16 protein-coding genes are annotated in these 18,576 nt (G+C 59.3%); 6 read left to right on the top strand and 10 right to left on the bottom strand.

The annotated features are described in order from the left end of the window. Nucleotides 1–2: 2 nt before the first annotated feature. The 4 genes from KGA89_RS08335 to KGA89_RS08350 are packed head-to-tail and all read right to left on the bottom strand — an operon-like array spanning nt 3 to nt 3,209. A complete protein-coding gene (locus KGA89_RS08335) occupies nt 3–614 on the bottom strand; it encodes a flavodoxin family protein (RefSeq protein ID WP_003200650.1) in 612 nt (203 codons plus the stop codon). Between the two features lie 3 nt (nt 615–617). Next, on the bottom strand, nt 618–1,301 hold the full coding sequence (locus tag KGA89_RS08340; RefSeq protein ID WP_003200648.1) for an iron-containing redox enzyme family protein: 684 nt from the start codon (nt 1,299–1,301) through the stop codon (nt 618–620). Nucleotide 1,302: 1 nt separating this feature from the next. Beyond that, nucleotides 1,303–1,848, bottom strand: coding sequence for an acetyltransferase (locus tag KGA89_RS08345; RefSeq protein WP_223471223.1), 546 nt, complete (start codon nt 1,846–1,848; stop codon nt 1,303–1,305). Between the two features lie 8 nt (nt 1,849–1,856). Beyond that, nucleotides 1,857–3,209: a phenylacetate--CoA ligase family protein gene (locus KGA89_RS08350; protein WP_003200644.1), complete on the bottom strand. Its 1,353-nt coding sequence runs from the start codon at nt 3,207–3,209 to the stop codon at nt 1,857–1,859. 645 nt (nt 3,210–3,854) lie between these two features. Between KGA89_RS08350 and KGA89_RS08355 the strand changes: the two genes are divergently transcribed. From KGA89_RS08355 to KGA89_RS08370, 4 genes are all read left to right on the top strand, one after another. Continuing rightward, nucleotides 3,855–5,336, top strand: coding sequence for an anthranilate synthase component I family protein (locus tag KGA89_RS08355; protein WP_223471296.1), 1,482 nt, complete (start codon nt 3,855–3,857; stop codon nt 5,334–5,336). Then, the gene (locus KGA89_RS08360; RefSeq protein ID WP_003200640.1) at nt 5,333–5,917 is read left to right on the top strand and encodes an anthranilate synthase component II; all 585 of its coding nucleotides are present in this window, start codon (nt 5,333–5,335) and stop codon (nt 5,915–5,917) included. The genes KGA89_RS08355 and KGA89_RS08360 overlap by 4 nt, the downstream gene beginning before the upstream one ends. An 80-nt stretch (nt 5,918–5,997) precedes the next feature. Beyond that, nucleotides 5,998–6,798 carry an autoinducer binding domain-containing protein gene (locus tag KGA89_RS08365; protein WP_223471225.1) on the top strand — a complete coding sequence of 267 codons (801 nt, stop codon included), beginning with the start codon at nt 5,998–6,000 and terminating at the stop codon, nt 6,796–6,798. A gap of 191 nt (nt 6,799–6,989) precedes the next feature. Further along, nucleotides 6,990–7,478: a hypothetical protein gene (locus KGA89_RS08370; RefSeq protein ID WP_223471227.1), complete on the top strand. Its 489-nt coding sequence runs from the start codon at nt 6,990–6,992 to the stop codon at nt 7,476–7,478. Between the two features lie 45 nt (nt 7,479–7,523). Here the strand turns inward: KGA89_RS08370 and KGA89_RS08375 are convergent, their stop codons facing one another. Together KGA89_RS08375 and KGA89_RS08380 are read right to left on the bottom strand one after the other, a co-directional pair. Next, on the bottom strand, nt 7,524–10,547 hold the full coding sequence (locus tag KGA89_RS08375) for an EAL domain-containing protein (protein WP_223471229.1): 3,024 nt from the start codon (nt 10,545–10,547) through the stop codon (nt 7,524–7,526). Continuing rightward, nucleotides 10,535–11,554, bottom strand: coding sequence for a substrate-binding domain-containing protein (locus tag KGA89_RS08380; RefSeq protein WP_028236553.1), 1,020 nt, complete (start codon nt 11,552–11,554; stop codon nt 10,535–10,537). The genes KGA89_RS08375 and KGA89_RS08380 overlap by 13 nt, the downstream gene beginning before the upstream one ends. A gap of 734 nt (nt 11,555–12,288) precedes the next feature. Between KGA89_RS08380 and KGA89_RS08385 the strand changes: the two genes are divergently transcribed. After that, nucleotides 12,289–12,429, top strand: coding sequence for a hypothetical protein (locus tag KGA89_RS08385; protein WP_155252598.1), 141 nt, complete (start codon nt 12,289–12,291; stop codon nt 12,427–12,429). 267 nt (nt 12,430–12,696) lie between these two features. After that, a complete protein-coding gene (locus tag KGA89_RS08390) occupies nt 12,697–13,431 on the top strand; it encodes an EthD domain-containing protein (RefSeq protein ID WP_223471231.1) in 735 nt (244 codons plus the stop codon). 98 nt (nt 13,432–13,529) lie between these two features. Here KGA89_RS08390 and KGA89_RS08395 read toward each other — a convergent pair whose 3' ends face one another. The 4 genes from KGA89_RS08395 to KGA89_RS08410 form a co-directional block, all read right to left on the bottom strand. Then, a complete protein-coding gene (locus KGA89_RS08395) occupies nt 13,530–14,663 on the bottom strand; it encodes an FAD-dependent oxidoreductase (protein WP_223471233.1) in 1,134 nt (377 codons plus the stop codon). Nucleotides 14,664–14,978: 315 nt separating this feature from the next. Then, on the bottom strand, nt 14,979–16,448 hold the full coding sequence (locus KGA89_RS08400) for an NAD-dependent succinate-semialdehyde dehydrogenase (protein ID WP_223471235.1): 1,470 nt from the start codon (nt 16,446–16,448) through the stop codon (nt 14,979–14,981). 16 nt (nt 16,449–16,464) lie between these two features. Beyond that, a complete protein-coding gene (locus KGA89_RS08405) occupies nt 16,465–17,481 on the bottom strand; it encodes a dihydrodipicolinate synthase family protein (RefSeq protein ID WP_223471237.1) in 1,017 nt (338 codons plus the stop codon). A gap of 28 nt (nt 17,482–17,509) precedes the next feature. After that, nucleotides 17,510–18,520 carry an ornithine cyclodeaminase family protein gene (locus KGA89_RS08410; RefSeq protein WP_223471239.1) on the bottom strand — a complete coding sequence of 337 codons (1,011 nt, stop codon included), beginning with the start codon at nt 18,518–18,520 and terminating at the stop codon, nt 17,510–17,512. Between the last annotated feature and the right edge of the window lie 56 nt (nt 18,521–18,576).

Raw genomic sequence — 18,576 nt, forward strand, 5'->3', positions numbered from 1 at the left:
AGTTATCCCTTCTGAAATTGAATGGGCCGCAGGATTCTTTCCGGCTTGCCTGTCGCAAGTGCTGGGGGGTTAAGTCGACAGTGATGCTCACAGAGCCGGTCCAATGTCTCGCGCAGGGCCTGTTCCGCTTCAGGATCGTGGGCCAGTTGGGTCTGGAAGCACGGCGGAAATCCCGAGCCGACCAGAATCATTTTGTTGAGCAGCACGTTCAGCGCGACCTGGGAGAAAACCGCCGTGTGTCCATAGCGTCGGCCGACGACCGCAATCGCCGCGAGCTTGTCGCGCAGCGGACGCTCCCGTGGCCGCAGGAAGCCATAGCCGACCCGCTCCAGAAACGCCTGGAAGCGACTGTTGGTGCCGTAGGCATGCATGACGGGGAGATAGAGCACCGCATCGGCGCGGTCCAGCCGCGCCACCAACTGCCCGACGTCGTCCTGCACTTGGCAGTCCTGGTCGGAACAGGCGTTGTCGGCGTCGCAGTAGTCGATCCGGTAATCCTTGAGCCAGATGTCATCGACCGCGACCTCCTCGCCCAGGTGGCGGCGCACCAGCGCCACCACCCGTGCACTGACACCACAAGGTCGGCTTGACCCGACAATGATGGTCAGATTCATGATTCAGGACGCCTCCCGCAACCCTTCTTCGCCAGCCAGGTAGGCGCGCAAAGCCTCTTCCATCAACTGCCCGGTCAGCCACAGCGTGACGCGTGCCACTTCCTTGATCTGACGACGATCCTCTTCGGTCTTCACCGCACGCTGCATCGCCATACGCACTTCCTCGGCGTGCTTCTCGTCGATGGTCGAGTGGGCGACGAAGAAGGTCATCTGCTCATCCTTCAAGCCCAGGTCGGCACGGAACCGTTCCAGGATAGGCTGGATGTGCTCGTAGACGTCCTCGGCCCAGTAGCTGTAGCCCAGGCGAGCGATCGGCCCCTTGCGGATAGCCACATCGTTGAGAAAGGCGATCAGTGCCTGGGTCGGCGCCAGGGGTGCCGGCATGGCCTGCGGCAGCAGCCCGACCGACTCCAGGTCACGCAGCACCATGCGCTCGTGACCCAGCTCTTCCAGGGCGTGCTTGTAGACGAAGCGCAGCAGCGTCGTTTCCTCTGGATCGGCACTGAAGGCGCAGGCGGCCTGGTTCACCGAGTTGTAGCGGGTGTAGTGGTAGACCTGCAGCATGAGCTGTTGGTAGAGGGCTGGCGGCGTTGGGTTGTCCAGGCTGAATTTCCAGTAGGCGCCCTGCTTGATCTGGGCCCAGCCTGCGTCGACGATAGCGTCGAGTTCCTTGAAGAATGCTTGCATTTCAATTGGCTCCTTTAACATTGAGGTAAACACTTTCGAGTTCCAGGTACACGAGGCTGTAGCGCCGCTCGACCTGTTCCCCGGTCCAGGTAACGTCATCCACCAGCACGCGCCCGCCCAGGCCGACATAGAGCGCAGCCAATTGGCCGCGGCACAGTGCCGAGATAAATCGCAGGTGGGTGTTGGCTTTCAGCCAAATGGCCGCTTGCAGGAGAAACATGCGCAGGTGCCGACCGCCGCGGTATCGCTCGTCCAGCACCAGGCGATTGGCATCGAAGGCATCCGTCGATTGTTCGAAATAGGCCTGCACGTCGACCGCTCGCTCGACGAAGCTCAGGCCATGGCCCAACGGCGTAACGCGCAATGTCCCGACCACTTCGCCCTTGTCCAGGTAGACCAAGTGATAGGACAAGGCGTCGCGCACCTGCTCCCTGCGCTCGAAGTCATCCTCCCGTGCCGGGTTGGTCCCCAGGTAGCGACTCCTGAGTTGCCGGACGGACTCGAACAGTTCATTGGCGTTGTCGATCACGCGAACAGACAGGCTCATCGCTGACCTCACTGGCCTTGACGCTGATCGACGATGCGCGCTTCTTTCCAGCTGAACCAACTGCCAAGGTTCACATGCTCGGCCAGATCGCCCACCACCATAACCGTCGCATCGACCCCCAGCCGTTCGCGCAGGCGCTCCTTGATCAGCAGCACCAGACGCCCACGATCGCCTTCGAAGAAGCGCGACATTTCCAGCTTGGCGATGACGGTGTCGCGATCATTGGCGCGACTGAGGATGATCTGGTAACCCAGGCATTGTTCGACGCCTTCAAGCAGCGCCTGCTCGATCTGTGCGGCCGAGAAGGCGCGATCGTTCAGTTGCACGGCATCCTTCACCCGACCGACGACCTTGACGGTCTGGCGCATCGATTGCGGATAGCCGGGGCGCGACTGGATCGAGACCAGGTCGCCCGTGCGGTAGCGAATCAACGGCTTGCTGCCAGGGATCAGCATGGTCACGCACAACTCACCGTCGCCGGTGCAGCCCAGGCTTTCCCCGGACTTGGGATCGAGCACCTCGATGATGTAGTTGAGGCGATGCGGCACCAACTGGTCGTTGGCGTTGCAGGCCGCGATGATCATCGCTTCCTGGGAGCCATACAGGCTGTTGTAGGCCTGCGCGCCCCACAGGCTGTAGAGGTTGTTCTTCAATGCAGGGGTGCACAGTTCGCCGCTCATCATGAATGCGCGCAGGGCGAAGTCCTCGCGTGGGTTCAAGCCTTGGCGCTCGGCTTCCTTGGCCATGGCCAGCAACAGCCCCGGCGCCGATGCGAGCACACCGATCCGCAGGTCCTTGAGCAGTTGCAGTGCCTTGGGCCAGCCGATCACCGGTGAGTGCGGCCAGATCTTGGCGTTGCACAGGTCGAGCTGGGTGCAGACATCGCCCAGGGTGTCGCCGAAGGAGTGGACCTCGGTGGGCCCCATGATGCCGACCACGGTCTTTTCGCCCGGGAAGTGCTTTTCGATCACGGCCTGGTAGGCCATCGCCAGCTGGCGATTGCTCGCGTAGCTTTCCTTGCGGTCCCGTGGGCATGGCGTGGCGGGCCCGGTGGTCCCCGTGGTCTCGTAATAGAAGATGCTGTCTTCCAGCGGGCCGGACAAGATGTCGAAGCCTGCTTCGCGCAGATCATCCTTGGTCGTGAATGGCAAGGTGGCGAGGTCATCCAAGGTCAGCGAACGCTCGTCGACCTGGGCAAGGTGCCTGGAGTAGAACGGCGAGGACCGCTTCACGTGGCCGACCACTTCCCGCAACTGTGCCTGGTGCCAGGCCGCCAGCTCGGTGTCGCTGAGGACGTCGGTCCAATAGGCATGATGAATCGGATCGTACCGCTTCTTGAATGTCTCTAAATGCTCTTTCATTTCAGCCGCTCAGGTTTGATGGGTTACTGGAACTCAACGGCCGCTACGTTAGTAACAGAACTTACAAATACCCAGCTGCGCTATCTCGCAGTTGTGCGCGCACGAGTTTCTTGTTAAAAGCACGCGCGATTACATACGCGTAGGGATAGCTCTTCGCCCCGTCGACATTCAGAAATGAATGAAATATTAATATTCCCTCAGCAGTTGACAGCCCCAGGGCACGCTGGTAATTTCGCCGCACTGCCAATTATTCCCGCAGTGCTTAGCCAAGACTGGGATGTCTAAAAATGTACTATCACCTTTCTGCTATCAGTTCCTCCCACAGCTATCCCGACAGCTGTTCCCGGGCCATTCTGGCCATCTTCAAAAGCAATATCTGGCGTCGCTAATCTAGCGAAGACCGGAGCCTGTCTGCTGCCTGCCAGCAACGTCCTGATCTTTCCCCTCTGAAATCGAAGGCGCTCGCGCCTTGTGCCCTGCGCAACAATTGGCTGCAATCCATTGCAAGCTTTTTAGTGCGCGCGACATGAACAGCGTCCGCCCCGTCTATTCAGAATATCCGTCAACACGTATTTAAAGTGCCTGCGCGCTTTATATTCCCGTGGCGCTCTCTTAATCGAGCGCCTGAATCGTTACACCTTGAATATGGTATTAACCGTGAATAAAAATCTAATTGACGTGAATGTTCTTCGCCGCGAAGAACGTCGACCTACGGATGCACTTGGCATATATGCAAATGCGCTGGAACAACTGGGTCGCGAGTCTGTTTTCATTCTTGAATCACTGTCCGGCCCAAGCCGTGATCGCCGGGCGACGATCATCGGGCTCGAACCGCTTTTCGAAGTGTGTATCAACGAGGGCCAGGCCCAGCTGCGAGGCTGCGCCGCCCTGTGTGAACATCTGTCCGCCAGCCTGCGGCAAGCGGGCATGCAGGTCGACCCGCAACACAAGATCCATCTACCCGACAGCGAGGCGGCGTGGAATCTGCTCCGGGCTATCCAGGCAACGTTCCAGCCGGCGTCCAATGCCCCTTCCAGCCTGGCCTTCTTCGGCTATTTCTCCTACGACTGCGTTCGCCTGATCGAGCGACTTCCCGATCTGGCCAAACAGACCTACGACTACCCGCTCATTGCCCTGTCGGTCTATCAGACCCTGGTTTATTTCCACAGCAATGGCATCGTCGAAACCCTGATCAACAACCACGATCTCTGGTCGCCCCGTACGTTGGAGGACTACCCCTTCCTGAGCACAACCCCGGCAGCCGAGGCGCTGGCTCCGCTACCGTACCCCGAGGGCTTCGAGGAAGAGCGCACGGTGACCCCGGAGCAATTCGTCGAGCGTGTCGAAGTGGCGATGGAGCACATCCGCGCCGGCGACGTCTACCAGATCCAGCTCGGCCATGAGATTCGCATCCGCTCGCAGGTTTCACCGTTCGACGTGTACCAGAACCTGCGCCTGCGCAACCCTTCCCCTTACATGTACCTGGCTCACGTAGGTGGTATCGACCTGATCGGCGCCAGCCCCGAGCTGTTCGTCAGGATCAAGGACGACTTGATCGAGATGCGCCCGATCGCCGGCACCGTGGGCAAGAAGCCTGGCGTCGATCCAACTCAGTTGGTCCTGGAGCTGACCCGCTCCGAGAAGGAGCGCGCCGAACACCTGATGCTCATCGACCTGTGTCGCAACGATATCGGTCGCGTGTGCCAGGCGGGTTCGCTGGAGGTCGATGAGTTCATGCTGGTGGAAGAGTATTCGCACCTCTACCACATGGTGTCGAACGTTCGCGGCTTGCTGCGCCCAGGCCTGGATGCCTACGACGTGATCAAGGCTTCGTTCCCCGCAGGCACCATGTCCGGCGCGCCCAAGGTCAGGGCGATGGAGCTGATCGAGGGAATGGAGAGCAACCGCCGGGGCATTTATGCCGGGGCCCTTGGCCTGGTCGGTTTCGATGGCAGCGTCAACACCGCATTGTGCATTCGCTCGACGGTCTTCGACGAGGGCACGTACCACTTGCGTGCATCCGCCGGGGTGGTAGCCGATTCGGTGCCAGAGCTTGAGTGGAAAGAGACGCTGTACAAGATGGGTTCCGTTTACCGGGCAGTGACCGGCCAGGAGATCGCACTGTGAAAGTATTCTTGATCGACGCCTATGACAGCTTCGTCTTCATCATCAGCCAGTATCTGGAACAACTGGGGCTGGAAACCCATGTCGAGCGCCACGACGTACCGGACCTCATCCAGCGCATTGAAGCGTTCTCGCCGGATTTCTGCGTGCTGGGCCCTGGGCCTGGGCATCCGGCCGACGTGGGCTACATCGAAGTGATCAGGCACTTTCAGGGGCGCCTGCCGCTGTTGGGTGTGTGCCTGGGTCACCAGGCCATCGGCCTGGCCTTCGGTGCCCAGGTTTGCCGGGCCCCACACGTGATGCACGGCAAGGTGAGCACGATCGAGAACGATGGCAAGGGCGTCTATGACCACACCCAGGCACATGCGATTCGGGCGACCCGCTACCACTCGTTGATGATCAGCGAGCAGCCGCTACCCGACTGCCTGGAGATCACGTCCAGATCCACGGACGACGGCTATGTCATGGGCGTGCGCCATCGCCACCTGCCGGTGGAGGGCGTGCAGTTCCACCCTGAAAGCATCCTCACCGAAAACGGCCTGGACCTGTTCCGCAGTTTCATCCGGTGTCACGTGCACAAGTGATCCTCCCGGAAGGGGCATGCGCCCCTTCCTTCCCCGTACTGCGACTGCTTCATTCCTGCTACAACTAGAGCGATCCGTTTATGGACAAACACCACTCCCCCGCCTGCGGCCGGACCCAGGCCGAGCGTGCCGCTACGCTGACCGCCTTCACGAGCCTCGCCAAGGATGCCAACCGTTGCGATTGGGAGCGCCTGCTGAACAAAGTGCTGCGCCAACTCGGCTTCGGCAGCTACCTCATCAGCCTGGGGCCGGTAGCGCCGAGGGATACCGACCCTCTGGCCGGCCTCATCACCACCTTTCCCAAACGCTGGCTGGAACACTACCGCTGTGACGGGCTGATCGAGATCGACCCGATACTCAGGCACTGTCGACGCGAACTGGTGCCGCTTTTCTGGGACAGCGAGCGACGGCGCGCCCGGGGACGCTCCCGGCACTTCTGGGAGCAACGCGAGCAACACGGCCTGCGCAGCGGCGTGAGTATCCCGCTGCGCTACGAAATGCTCAGGGGAACACTGAGCGTGGCCTTCGACGACACACAGATCACCGAACAAAAGGGTTTTTCCAACCCCGCCGTTTACCAACTGTTCATGCTCATCCCCTACCTGCTCGCCGGGATACGACATCAGTTGCAGCGGCCTGCCCAACCGCGCCAGGACCTGACGCCCAAGGAAATGGACTGCCTGTACTGGGCCAGCGAAGGCAAGACCACTTGGGAGATCAGCCACATCCTGACCTGCTCCGAACGCACCATCGACTTCCACCTGCTCAATGCCCGACGCAAGCTGGGTTCGGTAAGCCGCCAGCAGGCCGTCAGTGCCGCGGTGGCCTGTGGGCTGGTCATGCCGACCGTTATCTCGCCGACTTACCGATGCCAGGAATGAGCACAAAAGTGGTTTCTACGACAGTCCATCCTCAGGGATAACCTGATGGCATATTCAAGTCAGCAATGGCAAGCTTCCGACCTGCAGCGCAGGCCCTTGTACAGCCGGGCAGCACGTTCATTCCCCGAAGCCTGCAGCCATTGACCTCGGGTATCCATCACCTGTTATTCAACTGAAACAAGGATGTCGGCATGAAAATCTCTCTTGGTCTCGTCGCCCTGGCCGGGTGCCTGTCCACCTTTACTGTTTCGGCCGCTGGCTCGAGCCACAGCGATTTGTTCAAGGCCCTGGCGCAGTGCCAGGCCAACGCGCAGCAGGTGGGCGAGTTCAACGACCTGGTTGATGCCGAGCAACTGACGCTCACCAAGGATGAAGCGCACAGCCCGTGGGGCGGTGGCGCCTGGCAAGCCACCCCGGCGTTGACGGTGCACGGCGTGTCGTCGACCACCCTGGTGATGACCGACCGCTTCAGCTTCTTCCTCCAGGCCAAAAGCAGCAGCCCGAAGGCCGATGCAGAGAAGCTCGCCAGCACCCTGAAACTGCAAAAGACCCTGGATACCGACGGCTACGTTGACTATCAGCGCAGCCTCGGTAACGGCGCTACCCTGCGAGTGGTCTCCACGGAAGACAAGGACAGCGATCTCTACGTGGGTTGCAGCTATGAGCAGGATGCTTCCTGAGATCCGGTGATACCCTCTCTCCGGAAATACAGAAAGGCAGAGTCATCAACGTCCGGACACTGGACCGCTCGGGCGTTTTACATCGCGTTTTTTTTGCCTGACCGAACCAGGGCTGGCAAGGCGGCTTGGTTCAGACACTCTGGACGTACGCAGTAACCGGCTGATTTCCTCCGCGCTGACCGCCTTGCTGAAAAAGTGCCCCTGAATTTCATCGCAGCCGTTTTCACGCAGGAAGGTTTGCTGCTCCTCGGTTTCCACACCTTCGGCAATGACCTTGAGGTTCAGCTTGTGCCCCAACGAAATCACGGCGGTGGCGATGGCTTTGTCGTTCTCGTTGTCGGGTAGATCGCGCACGAAAGACTGGTCGATCTTGAGCCTCGCGATCGGGAAGCTTTTCAATGCCGCGAGGCTGGAATAGCCGGTGCCGAAGTCGTCGATCGAGAGGCTGATCCCCATGGCTTGCAGGGCCTTCATTTTGCTGATGGCTTGCTGAAGGTCTTGCATGATCAGGCTTTCGGTCAGCTCCAGCTCGAGGTACATCGGGTCCAGTCCGGTTTCCTGCAAGGCATGCATCACCCGGTCGATCAGGTCCCTTTCGATGAACTGGCGAGCCGAAATGTTCACCGACATGGTGATCGGCGGCCAGCCGGCATCCTGCCACGCCTTGTTCTGCCTGCAGGCGGTATGAATCACCCAGTCGCCGATGGGTACGATCAGCCCGGTCTCTTCGGCCTGGGGAATGAACTTGATGGGAGAGACCATGCCCAGCTCGGGATGCTGCCAGCGGATCAATGCCTCCACGCCGATGATCTGGCCTGACTGCAAATCCACTTGTGGCTGGTACAACAACAGGAACTCGTCGTTGTAGAGTGCGCTTCGCAGCCCATCTTGCATGGCGAGCTTGCCCTGGACCTTGTTATTCATCTCGCTCGTATAGAACTGGAAGCTGTTGCGCCCCAGCTCCTTGGCCCGGTACATGGCGGCGTCCGCATTGCTGAGCAACGTGTCGGTATCGCCGCCGTCGGCCGGGTATGTGGCCAATCCCATGCTGCAGGTGACGTGGAGCGTATGACCGCTCAGTTGAATCGGCCGCAGGATGGCTTCCTGGATTTTGTGCAGGACTGGCGTCACGCCGTCCAGGTCCGAGGGCTGGTCGAACAGGATGATCACAAACTCGTCGCCACCCAGTCGCACGACGGTGTCGGTACGCCGTACACACCCCAGCAGGCGCTGGGCGACGGTTTTCAGCAGTTCGTCCCCGGCACTGTGCCCAAGGCTGTCATTCACCAGTTTGAACTTGTCCAGGTCGAGGAACACCACTGTCACCAGCCGGTTATAGCGCTGGGCATAAAGCATCGCCTGCTTGAGGCGGTCTTCGAGCAGCGTGCGATTCGGCAGCCCGGTCAGTGCATCATGGTCGCCCATGAAGCGAATGCGTTTTTCGGTCAGTTGGCGTTCTATCGCAATGCCGGCAAGCGGTGTCGCCAGGTCAATCAGTTGCGTCTCGGCCGCGCTGGGGCTACGCACGGTGTTGGCATACAAGGCAAACGTACCCAAGACCTTTCGCTCATGGGACAGGATCGGCGTCGACCAGCAGGCGCGAAATCCATAGGGCGCAACGAGTGAACGGTATGCTTCCCATAGTGGATCCTGCTCGATGTCCGTGACGATGACCGGCTCTCGTCGATAGGCCGAGGTGCCACATGAACCAACGTTCGGACCGATTTCAATTCCATCGATGAGCTGGCAATAGGCTTTCGGCAAACTGGGTGCAGCCCCATGCAGCAGGTGCTTGCCCTCCTCGTCCAGCTGCAGGATGGACACCTTCATGCCCTCCAGTTGGGACTCGACCAGGTGAGCCAGGCTGTCGAGGACTTCTGTAAGCTCGGTGCTCCTGGCGATCAGCTCCAGGACATGACCTTGTCCGGTACGGATGATCGCTTCTTGCTCCAATCGGTCGTTTTGCACGGCAAGCCGTTCTGTGGCGATACTCAGTTGGGCCGTTCTTTTCTCCAGTTGAAGCCGGTCTTCGAGAAATTGATTCACCGCCCGCGCCATGTTGCCGATCTCGTCCTTCCCATGGTCGGCCATCATCAAATGCGTTTTGTCCGTGTGTTCCTGACGCAATTGCCGGCTTATTTCATTCAGGCGCACGAGCACATGACGGCCCATGAAAACCCGGGTCACGAACCAGGCGAACACCAGGCTGGCGCCCAACATGATCAGCACCCATTGCTGGCTGCGATTCGAGGCCTCGACCAGACGCTGCACCGCTTCGCGATAGTCCTGGGTGTAGGCGCTCGATTGCGTACGGGCCACCGCGACGAGGCCCCCGGCCTCGTTCTTGAGTTGCTCGTTGAAGCGCTGCAGGACGTTATGTTGATCGATGAGCGTCTGGCGCAGGGAGAAGAGATCCTGCGTCTGCACGTCAGCGTCGGATAACGCGCCTGCGGTGCGTGGCAGGCGCTGATATCGGGCCCGCAGCTGTTGCACGGCCTCACTGTCAACCGCCTGCGGCAGATCGAAAAGCAGCACCGCCAGCTCCAGGCTGGCCCGGGTGTTGGTCGCCGTCAATCGAGCGGTGTGATCCTCCAGGGCCTGCTCGAAGGTGACCTCGGTTTGCAGCAGGCTTTCTCGCAGTTGCGCAACAATGTTGGCGGTATTGCGGAACATCTGACTCGACTGATGCATGTCGAGTATCGCCACGCCACTGTTTGCGGCAGTCAGTTGCTGCACCAGTTGATCGAGCGCTTCAAGCTGTTCGACGGTCGCCGCATAGCTTGAGCGCAGGATGTCCGGGGAACGGGTGGTCAGAAGCTGGTCGGTCTGGCGTTCGATCAGCAAGGTGCGCTGCACCATGTCTTGCCCATTTTGCATGCGGACCAGTCGTTCATCCGTCAACTGGCGAGTGGCGCTGTTTGAGGTGCGCAGTGCGTAGACCGCCGTAGCACCGCCTGCCAGGATCAGCAGCGCCAGCGTCAGGAACGCCAGGGTGAATTGTGCGCGCAGCGATTGTGGCAAGAGCTGGCGTCCAAACCGGGAAGTCATATCCAACGTCAGGGATTCCATTGGTGGCGATAGATGTCTCGATAGCCATTGTCAGGATCGTACTGGAATTTTTTCCCGCCATCGAAGGCGATATTGTCGTTATTGACCAAATGAATCGGCGCGACGAAGCCGCTCACTGGCTGACCTGCAAACAGCCGGTTCAATTCATCCATCACTTGCCAGCCGTGCTGGTTGAGCGGCTCGGCCACCGTAACGGTCTGGTAGGTCTTTGCCTGTATGCGCAGGAAAGCCGAAGCGCTGCCGTCACCGGCAGACAACAGGCTGATGCCATCACTGGGTATGGCGGCGCTGGTCAGCGAGGCAATCGAGTAGTCGAAATAGATGTCATTGATAGCCAGCGTATGGGTCCAGCGCTTGCCATAGCGCTGAAGCAATTCCTTGGTGATCGCCGGCATCTTCTCGCCACTTTCGGAGATCGCCACATCGCGCACCTCCAGCAACGTACATTCACGACAGGCCCGAATGACGTCTTCCATGGCCTTGGCTTTCGCCATGGCTATGCTGTACTTGGAGTCGGTCAGGATGACCACGCCGGCGCGTCCGTTTGACTGCGCCACTGCCGCCATGGCCGTGAGGCGCGCCACTTCAAGCGGGTCGGTCGTGACGTTCATGGCCACCGGCGTACCGTCAATCGGCCCCGGGCGTACTCCGGCGTGCCAGCCAACCACCGGTACCTCCTTGTTGGCGAAGAGCAGCAGCGCCGCCTTGTTCTCAAGGGCATCGGAGCCACACAGAATAAGGCCGTCGGGCTTCGCGGCCAGGGCATCGGAGAACGCCTTTGCGCGTCCGGCCGATGAGCCGGCACCATCGAATATCTTCAGCGTCCAGCCCAACGCGCTGGCGGCCTCCCGGGCACCCTGCGCGACACCGACAATGCCTCCGTTACGCAAATCTTCTGCGACAAGCGCGATGTTCTTGCCCCGCTGGGCTTGCGGGCCAGATTCAGGGCCGCTCCAGCGAACGGCGCCAAGGGTGGCCTTGGAAACGATTTCCTGCGCTTGAATCACCGTGACCGTGGCTTTTTCGAGACCCGCTGCGGTTGGCAGGTCCTGACCGTATCCGGAAGTGGCCATGAAAACACAGGAAACCGCTATTGAGGCCATTCGCAGTCGCCAGCGCCTTACTAACCTGGGCCCAATCGAACAGGTTCGATCACCGCATGTGATGCCGTGTCTGGGGCCGGTGGTGCGATCAATGTCTGGCATGACGTCCCTTTTTGCCAAGAATGCAGTGTTCCGAAAGAATAGTCGGTTCTGCTGCCATCAGCTCCTTTGTGGGTAAAGGGAATTTCCAGCGGGAGCGAGCCCGTTCCCACAGGTTTCGTTTCTTAACTGAGCGGCATTTCCCTTTATCCCACCCCTTTCCTTTTTAACGCCTGAATATCGGTGCCTGCAGGCTATCCCGACCGCTCCTCAAAGCGTCTACTACAGCCGCCATGGCGCCAACTTATTGGCATAAAAACCTACCTAATAAAAATAAATTAATACAGTGACGGTTTCCCGACGCACGGTACCAATGCGCCATTGCTGGGGGTTCAAATCGAAGCTCATCATCCGCAAGCAACCCCGCAAAACGTTTAGGCCACCGACCTGGACTACAGGAAGTAATCAATCGCATCACTCAATGGAGCAACACCGAGATGATGACTGTTTATTTTGTTGTGATGACGATCTGCAGTGGCTTCGAAGGCTGTGTCGATGAACGACAACCAGGGCCAACCTTTGCTTCCAAGACAATGTGCATGGAGACGGCCAGAGTCATGGCGCCGCGCAAAGGGGTGAAGTTCAAGTGTCGCAAAGAACGTACGTTGGTGGTCCATGAGACACTGCCGGTAGAAGGTTACGGCAAGATTGTCTCCACCAAGACCGCAGCCCAGCCTTAGCAATATGTTTTTCGCCGGAAGGGTCCGGCGGAGGAAAGGGCCGGGCTTATACGCACAGCATTGGCAGAGGCCTCAGCCAGGTAAAGACGCATCAAGCATGTTCTTACGTGATACCTGCTAGCAGAAACCCTGATTGGTTTGGAGGACAACGTTGGTCTTATCTTGTTTCTAAAACATCACCACGATGAATACCGCCTGCAAAAGTGCATTCAATGTTTAGAACGATAAGACCAATGTCATCAACCCCAACCAGACGCGAGTGCCCTCATGATTAAAATGCTAGCTGCCGTACGCCGCAAACCCGGCATGACGCATGCTGAGTTCTTGAACTATATAGAACACCAGCATGGAGAAATCGCCCGGGCTAAACCCTTGGGCGTCAAACGATACGTGCAAAATCATGTCATCGACTCGGCGTTTGGCGTTGACTCCGATAACGTCTACACACAAACATTTCACCGGGACTCCGTCACGGAATTATTTTTTGATGATATGTCAGGTTTGATTCACACCTTCAGCGATCCCTATACCCAACAAACTGTTGGGCCTGATGCAAAAAACTTCGCCGACCTGTCAAAACAGGCCGCTCAGTTGATGGATGAAGTCGAGATATCCAATGCCGGTGCCGCCCCCTCCAAATGGAAGGCGATCGTCTTCCTGAAAAAGAACCCAACGGTGCAACTGGAGGCCTTTTTCACCGCCTGGGAATCAGCTCACGACACGGTTGCCAATCAATACCCGGACTTCCAAAAAGCGCTTCGTCGGCACACTCGCTCCAGATACCTCCCCGAGGGTGACCAAGTGACATCCTATTTCGGGCCAGACATCGCGGTATACGAAGGCACCTCCAGCCTGTGGTTTGAAAATGAAGCCGATCTTTCTGTTTTTCGTCAGTATCAGCGAGCACTGTTCCAGCAGCTGTCTGACGTAGGGGTCTTGCTACCGTCGGAATCTTTTTTCGTATACGTCAAGGAGGTCATCATTTTCGATCTGGGCCAGTAAACATTTAATGAGTTAATTAACTGCATCAAGTCCACTGCCCCTCTTCGAACTGGATGCTGAAGTGATTCAAGGGCATCCAGCCGAAGGGACTGAATCACTCAGATAGGTTCAGCCAACGTAGCAGTGGACTCTCGCATGATCTGGGCATGCTCATCCTTGTCACCCGCACTTTTTTCTATCTCGCACAGCCGTGCAGAGTTCTCGACCACCAGTTGGCAACGCTCCCAACGCCGCGCTTCGAACCGGCTCAGGGCAGCCTGTAGATCGCTGTCGGCGAACAGTTCTTCAGCAAGCACGATGGCACTCTCGATGCCAATCCCGGCCCCGGACGCCAGATGGGGTGTGGTGGCATGCACCGTGTCCCCGATCATCACAACGCGGCCCTTATGCCAAGGCAACGGCACCAACAAATTGGCCAGCGGACGGTAGTCGATATTGGCACCCGGTTCGAACAGTTGCGGCACAAGCGTTTGCAGGATCGGGGCGGGGAACTCACCCAGCAGACGCGCCATTTCGCCTGGCCAACTGGCCGGATCGATCCACTCGGAAAACTCGCGGTTTTCCATGAGGAACATGTACATATGCGTTTCAGAAATCGGATTGACGCCGACCTTGGTGCGCCCCAGCCAATGACTGGGCCGTACGATTTCCGGCGGACGTTTCAGCACCGCGCGCCAGACGCTCTGATGAATGGGTTTTGGCGAGGGTGCTTCCGGGAAAAAGTCCTTTCGTGTGCGCGAATGCACACCGTCAGCGGCGACGACCAGATCATAGCGTTCAGTGGTCCCGTCGGTGAAAGACACTTCAACGCCATCGTCACGCTCGATGACGCTGTCATAGGTGATGCCGAGGCGTACTCGGGTACCCACTTCCCGCGTCCTGTCGGCAAAGATTCGAGCCAGCACCGGGCGCAGGATACCGCCACCACAGGGAATCGGTTTATCGCTGACCGGCGGTCGAAGCGCCAATTGCACGATCAGGTCGCCCACCGGTGAAAACACGTCGAAATTGGTCGACAGGTACCCTTCCCCAGCGACCCTTTCCAGAATCCCAACCGTATCAAGTGCTCGCAGCGTGGGCCCACTGAGCGTAATTCCCGCTCCCAAAGGACACCACAAAGGGTCGATTTCGACGAGGTCCACTTCGATGCCCTGACGGGCGAGCTGGATAGCCGCGGTCATACCGGAGAACCCTCCTCCGATCACCAGGACCTTACTGACTGCTGCAATCATCACGCTCTCCTAATTATTCTTATTCACTCGGGCAGACATTGCATGGCGCACCGACAAGCGCTGCGGCGTCATCGCGTCAATGCCGCAGAAACATGGAATGCCGACGCAAATGCCGGATCAGCCACGAGACTATCGAATCGGATATCAGCGCTGAAATCGCTTTGCACAATCCGAGGTATCGCTGGCGGCGATGGGTCTCGCAGATGAGCCGGGCGCCTTGACCGGGATGCCTGCCTTTGCGGCAGAACAAATAAAAAGGGCCGGCGAACTGCGGCTCATGCGAACCGCTATCCATCGGCCTTTCACGACGTTAGTTCAAACGCTTTCCAAGCCATCCCAGCAGAGGTATTTAACTTCAAGGAATTCGTCGATCCCAAGGTGAGATCCCTCTCGCCCCAGACCACTCTGCTTCACGCCGCCGAAGGGTGCGACTTCATTTGAAATCAAGCCACAGTTGATGCCCACCATGCCCGACTCGATGCGCGCGGCGTTACGCCAGATGCGTGCCGCATCACGGCTGTACAGATACGCCGCCAAGCCAAACTCGCTGTCATTGGCCATCGCAATGGCTTCGTCGTCACTGTCGAAACGCACCAGTGGCATGACCGGGCCGAAGATCTCTTCGCGAGCGACCCGCATTTCATGAGTCACATCAGCCAACAAGGTGGGCTGGAAGAAACACCCACCCAGCGCATGAGGCTTGCCGCCGGACAGCAGTCGAGCACCTTGCGCCAGCGCATCATCAACAAGGGCCTGGGATTTTCGTACCGCCGCGTCATCGATCAACGGCCCGACCTGTACTCCCGGCTCCAGGCCATTGCCCACCGTCAAGCGTGCCATGCGCTCGAGGATGCGCTCGGCCAGTGCGTCATAGATCCCTGACTGGACCAGCACCCGGTTCGCGCCGATGCAGGACTGCCCGCCATTGCGAAACTTGGCCAACATCACCCCGTCGGCTGCCGCATCAAGATCGGCATCGTCGAAGACAATGAACGGCGCGTTGCCGCCCAGCTCCATGGAGCATTTCTTGACCGTCTGCGCCGCTTGCGCCAACAGCAACCGGCCCACTTCCGTAGACCCGGTGAAGGTGAGTTTGCGCACCAACGGGTTGGCCGTGAGTTCACCGGCAATGTCGCGGGTGTCATTCCCCGTGATCACACTGAACACACCAGCCGGCACACCCGCGCGCTGCGCAAGTTCAGCGAGGGCCAGGGCGGTCATGGGCGTCTGGCTGGCCGGCTTCACGACCATCGCGCAGCCCGCCGCAAGTGCCGGAGCTGCCTTGCGCGTGATCATCGCAGCGGGGAAATTCCAGGGCGTGATCGCGGCGCAAACCCCGATGGGTTCGCGCAGTACCACAATGCGCTGCGTGTCCTTAACGCCGGGAATCAAATCACCGCGCACCCGTGTGGCTTCTTCGGAAAACCAGCGCACAAACGACGCGGCGTAATCGACTTCACCCCGCGCCTCCTCCAGCGGCTTGCCCTCCTCCAGGGTAATCAGCGTGGCGATGTCCTCACGATGTTCAACCATCAACTCATACCAACGGCGCAACACCTCGCCGCGGCGTTTAGCCGTCAAGCGTCGCCATGGACCAAAGGCCGCATGCGCCGTATCGATAGCGTGCCGAACTTCAGTTTCGCGGCAGCGTGGCAACTCGGCCAGCACCGCTTGATCCACCGGATTACGCAGCGTGTACCGACCGTGCGGCGTCTCGTTCAACCACTCGCCGGCGATGTAGGCACCGGTGCGCCACAGCGTCGGATCCTTAAGTAAATGCTTCACTTTGCAATCCTCTTAATCAGCAAGGGTGACGCCCGATCATGAACGCGCTATCCGGATCCGAAGTCACCGGCAGGCCCGCCGCAACCAACCCTTGGCGCAAAGATTTCATGAGGCGATCCGGCACGCGCATCGCCGGGGCACGCAGTGGGCCGCCGTTGAAGCCGGCGAGCCAGTCCTGGTATTTCCACATCGTGCGATTGAGCACCCCGGTACCGCCGGCATAGCTTTGCGCAGCGGCGCCATTGGCACTGCGTGCCGGGTTGACCTTCCAATACAGCTCCATCGCTTCTTCGAAGCGGCCCGTGCGGGCCAGTTCGAAAGCTTTCGGGTAATAGTCGCTCATCCAGGCGGTGTTGCTGGTGCCGGAAAACTGTAGTTTCATCAGGCTCATCAACGGGATTGCGTCACCTTCAATCGGGCAACTGATCACCACCTGATCACGGAAGTGGTAGTACATCTCGCAAATGCCCGCTGGCAACGGGAACCCTTGCTCGGACTTGATGGCCGCGATATTCGGGCAATCGGCCAGAAGGCGACGGACCAACTCCAACGACATACCCGCCGGATGCACGCGCTCAAAGCCCCAGAGCGGAATCGGGAAGAGCATGACGGCAAGGTCCGTCGCGTCGCAGAATGCCTTGGTGTAGTCGTAGATTTCCTGCTCGCTGGTCGGCCAGAACTGTGGTGGATAGGAAAGCAGGACGATGTCCGCACCGGCATTCTCGGCGAGCTTCACCGCCTCGACATTCTCGGCAAGCGTGCCAAAGGCCGCGTGGAAGAACAGGATCAGGTTTTTCCCCGACTCACGAGCCCAGGCGGTGAATTGAGCGTTTTCCTGGGCAGAGATCGTCAGCTCGCTGCAGAGCAACGTGCTGCTGTAACCCAGGCCAACCGTGTGCTCGATGTCGTGGCGGATGCCACGCTCATTGAGGCGCTTCAGATCAGCACTGAAGCTGGGGATGGTGACAGCCGAGCAGCCCACCAGGTATTCACGGGCCCAGGCGCGGGCATCAGCTTTCTTGTAAGTGGCCATGATGATTTTCCTTCGAACAGTGGAGGGGTTATTTCGAGACAGGGACAATGCTGGCAGGCAGCTCGATGCCGAGGCCTTGTTGCCTGGCGCGCTCGTACAACGCTTGTGCGATGACGACATCCTGCAGCGCCGAGCCAACCGATTTGTAGAGAACGATGTCGCTTTCTTTCTGGCGCGGATTGACGCGACCCGCGACCAGATCCGACAGCGCGACCAGTTTGTCGGCGACATAAACACCGGCGCTGATCGCAGCAATGGCGTCGCCGGTATCGTGAAGTACCTCTTGCGGCATATCCGCGACGATGCAGACGGCTCGCTCCATCGTGACCGGGTCAACCTCCCGTTGCTCAGGCAAGGTGGAACCCAACGATACGACCGTCACGCCGGCACAAAGCCATGCCCCTTGCAACACCGGAGACTCGTCACGGCTGCGTGCGGCACAAATCACCACGTCGCAGTCCTGCACGGCTTCTTGCGCAGTGTTCACCGCTTGGATATCCAGCCCCGGCCTGAAGCTTTCGGCAAAGCGCTCGCGACTCGCGGGCGTTGGGCTGAACACCCTGACACGGGCGACATCGCGCACGGCCTTGAGGCAGTCAAGCGCGCCACGCGCTTCAAACCCGGCACCAATCACGCCCACCCGCAGCGCTCGTTGAGGCGCCAATAGATCGACCGCCAGCGCAGCGGTTGCAGCGGTGCGCAACCCCGTCACCCGATTGCCGTCGATCAGGGCACTGAGCGCCATGGTTTGCTGGTCGAACAATGCGATCAGGTAGCTGGCGCAGCGCGCCCGCATGGACGCCGCGATCAACTTGCAGCCCATTTGGCCGCCAGCGGGAGGTACAGCAGTCAAACTGCGTAGCCAGATACCGTCGCCGCGGGCCATGGAACGAGGCGGCACCATGGCATCCGTCGTAGGGCAGGCATACGCCTGCGCGAGCGCGGCAACGGCTGTGCTCCAGTCGGCAAGCGAGGCAACATCGGCGTCGCTGAGAAAAAGCGTCGGAGTAATGACTTGGGACTCTTGGGTATGATGCATATCGCTAACCTCGCAATCGGGTATCAATCATTGATTGACTGACACCCTACGAGGCG

Source organism: Pseudomonas sp. A-RE-22, from assembly GCF_019956035.1.
In the GTDB taxonomy this organism is placed as follows: domain Bacteria; phylum Pseudomonadota; class Gammaproteobacteria; order Pseudomonadales; family Pseudomonadaceae; genus Aquipseudomonas; species Aquipseudomonas brassicacearum.

Coding starts and splice junctions, on each gene's coding strand:
- KGA89_RS08370 (WP_223471227.1), top strand. CDS start 6,990: ATGAAAATCTCTCTTGGTCTCGTCGCCCTGGCCGGGTGCCTGTCCACC.
- KGA89_RS08350 (WP_003200644.1), bottom strand. CDS start 3,209: ATGAAAGAGCATTTAGAGACATTCAAGAAGCGGTACGATCCGATTCAT.
- KGA89_RS08405 (WP_223471237.1), bottom strand. CDS start 17,481: ATGGCCACTTACAAGAAAGCTGATGCCCGCGCCTGGGCCCGTGAATAC.
- KGA89_RS08355 (WP_223471296.1), top strand. CDS start 3,855: ATGGTATTAACCGTGAATAAAAATCTAATTGACGTGAATGTTCTTCGC.
- KGA89_RS08395 (WP_223471233.1), bottom strand. CDS start 14,663: ATGATTGCAGCAGTCAGTAAGGTCCTGGTGATCGGAGGAGGGTTCTCC.
- KGA89_RS08365 (WP_223471225.1), top strand. CDS start 5,998: ATGGACAAACACCACTCCCCCGCCTGCGGCCGGACCCAGGCCGAGCGT.
- KGA89_RS08345 (WP_223471223.1), bottom strand. CDS start 1,848: ATGAGCCTGTCTGTTCGCGTGATCGACAACGCCAATGAACTGTTCGAG.
- KGA89_RS08340 (WP_003200648.1), bottom strand. CDS start 1,301: ATGCAAGCATTCTTCAAGGAACTCGACGCTATCGTCGACGCAGGCTGG.
- KGA89_RS08375 (WP_223471229.1), bottom strand. CDS start 10,547: ATGGAATCCCTGACGTTGGATATGACTTCCCGGTTTGGACGCCAGCTC.
- KGA89_RS08385 (WP_155252598.1), top strand. CDS start 12,289: ATGGAGACGGCCAGAGTCATGGCGCCGCGCAAAGGGGTGAAGTTCAAG.
- KGA89_RS08410 (WP_223471239.1), bottom strand. CDS start 18,520: ATGCATCATACCCAAGAGTCCCAAGTCATTACTCCGACGCTTTTTCTC.
- KGA89_RS08390 (WP_223471231.1), top strand. CDS start 12,697: ATGATTAAAATGCTAGCTGCCGTACGCCGCAAACCCGGCATGACGCAT.
- KGA89_RS08335 (WP_003200650.1), bottom strand. CDS start 614: ATGAATCTGACCATCATTGTCGGGTCAAGCCGACCTTGTGGTGTCAGT.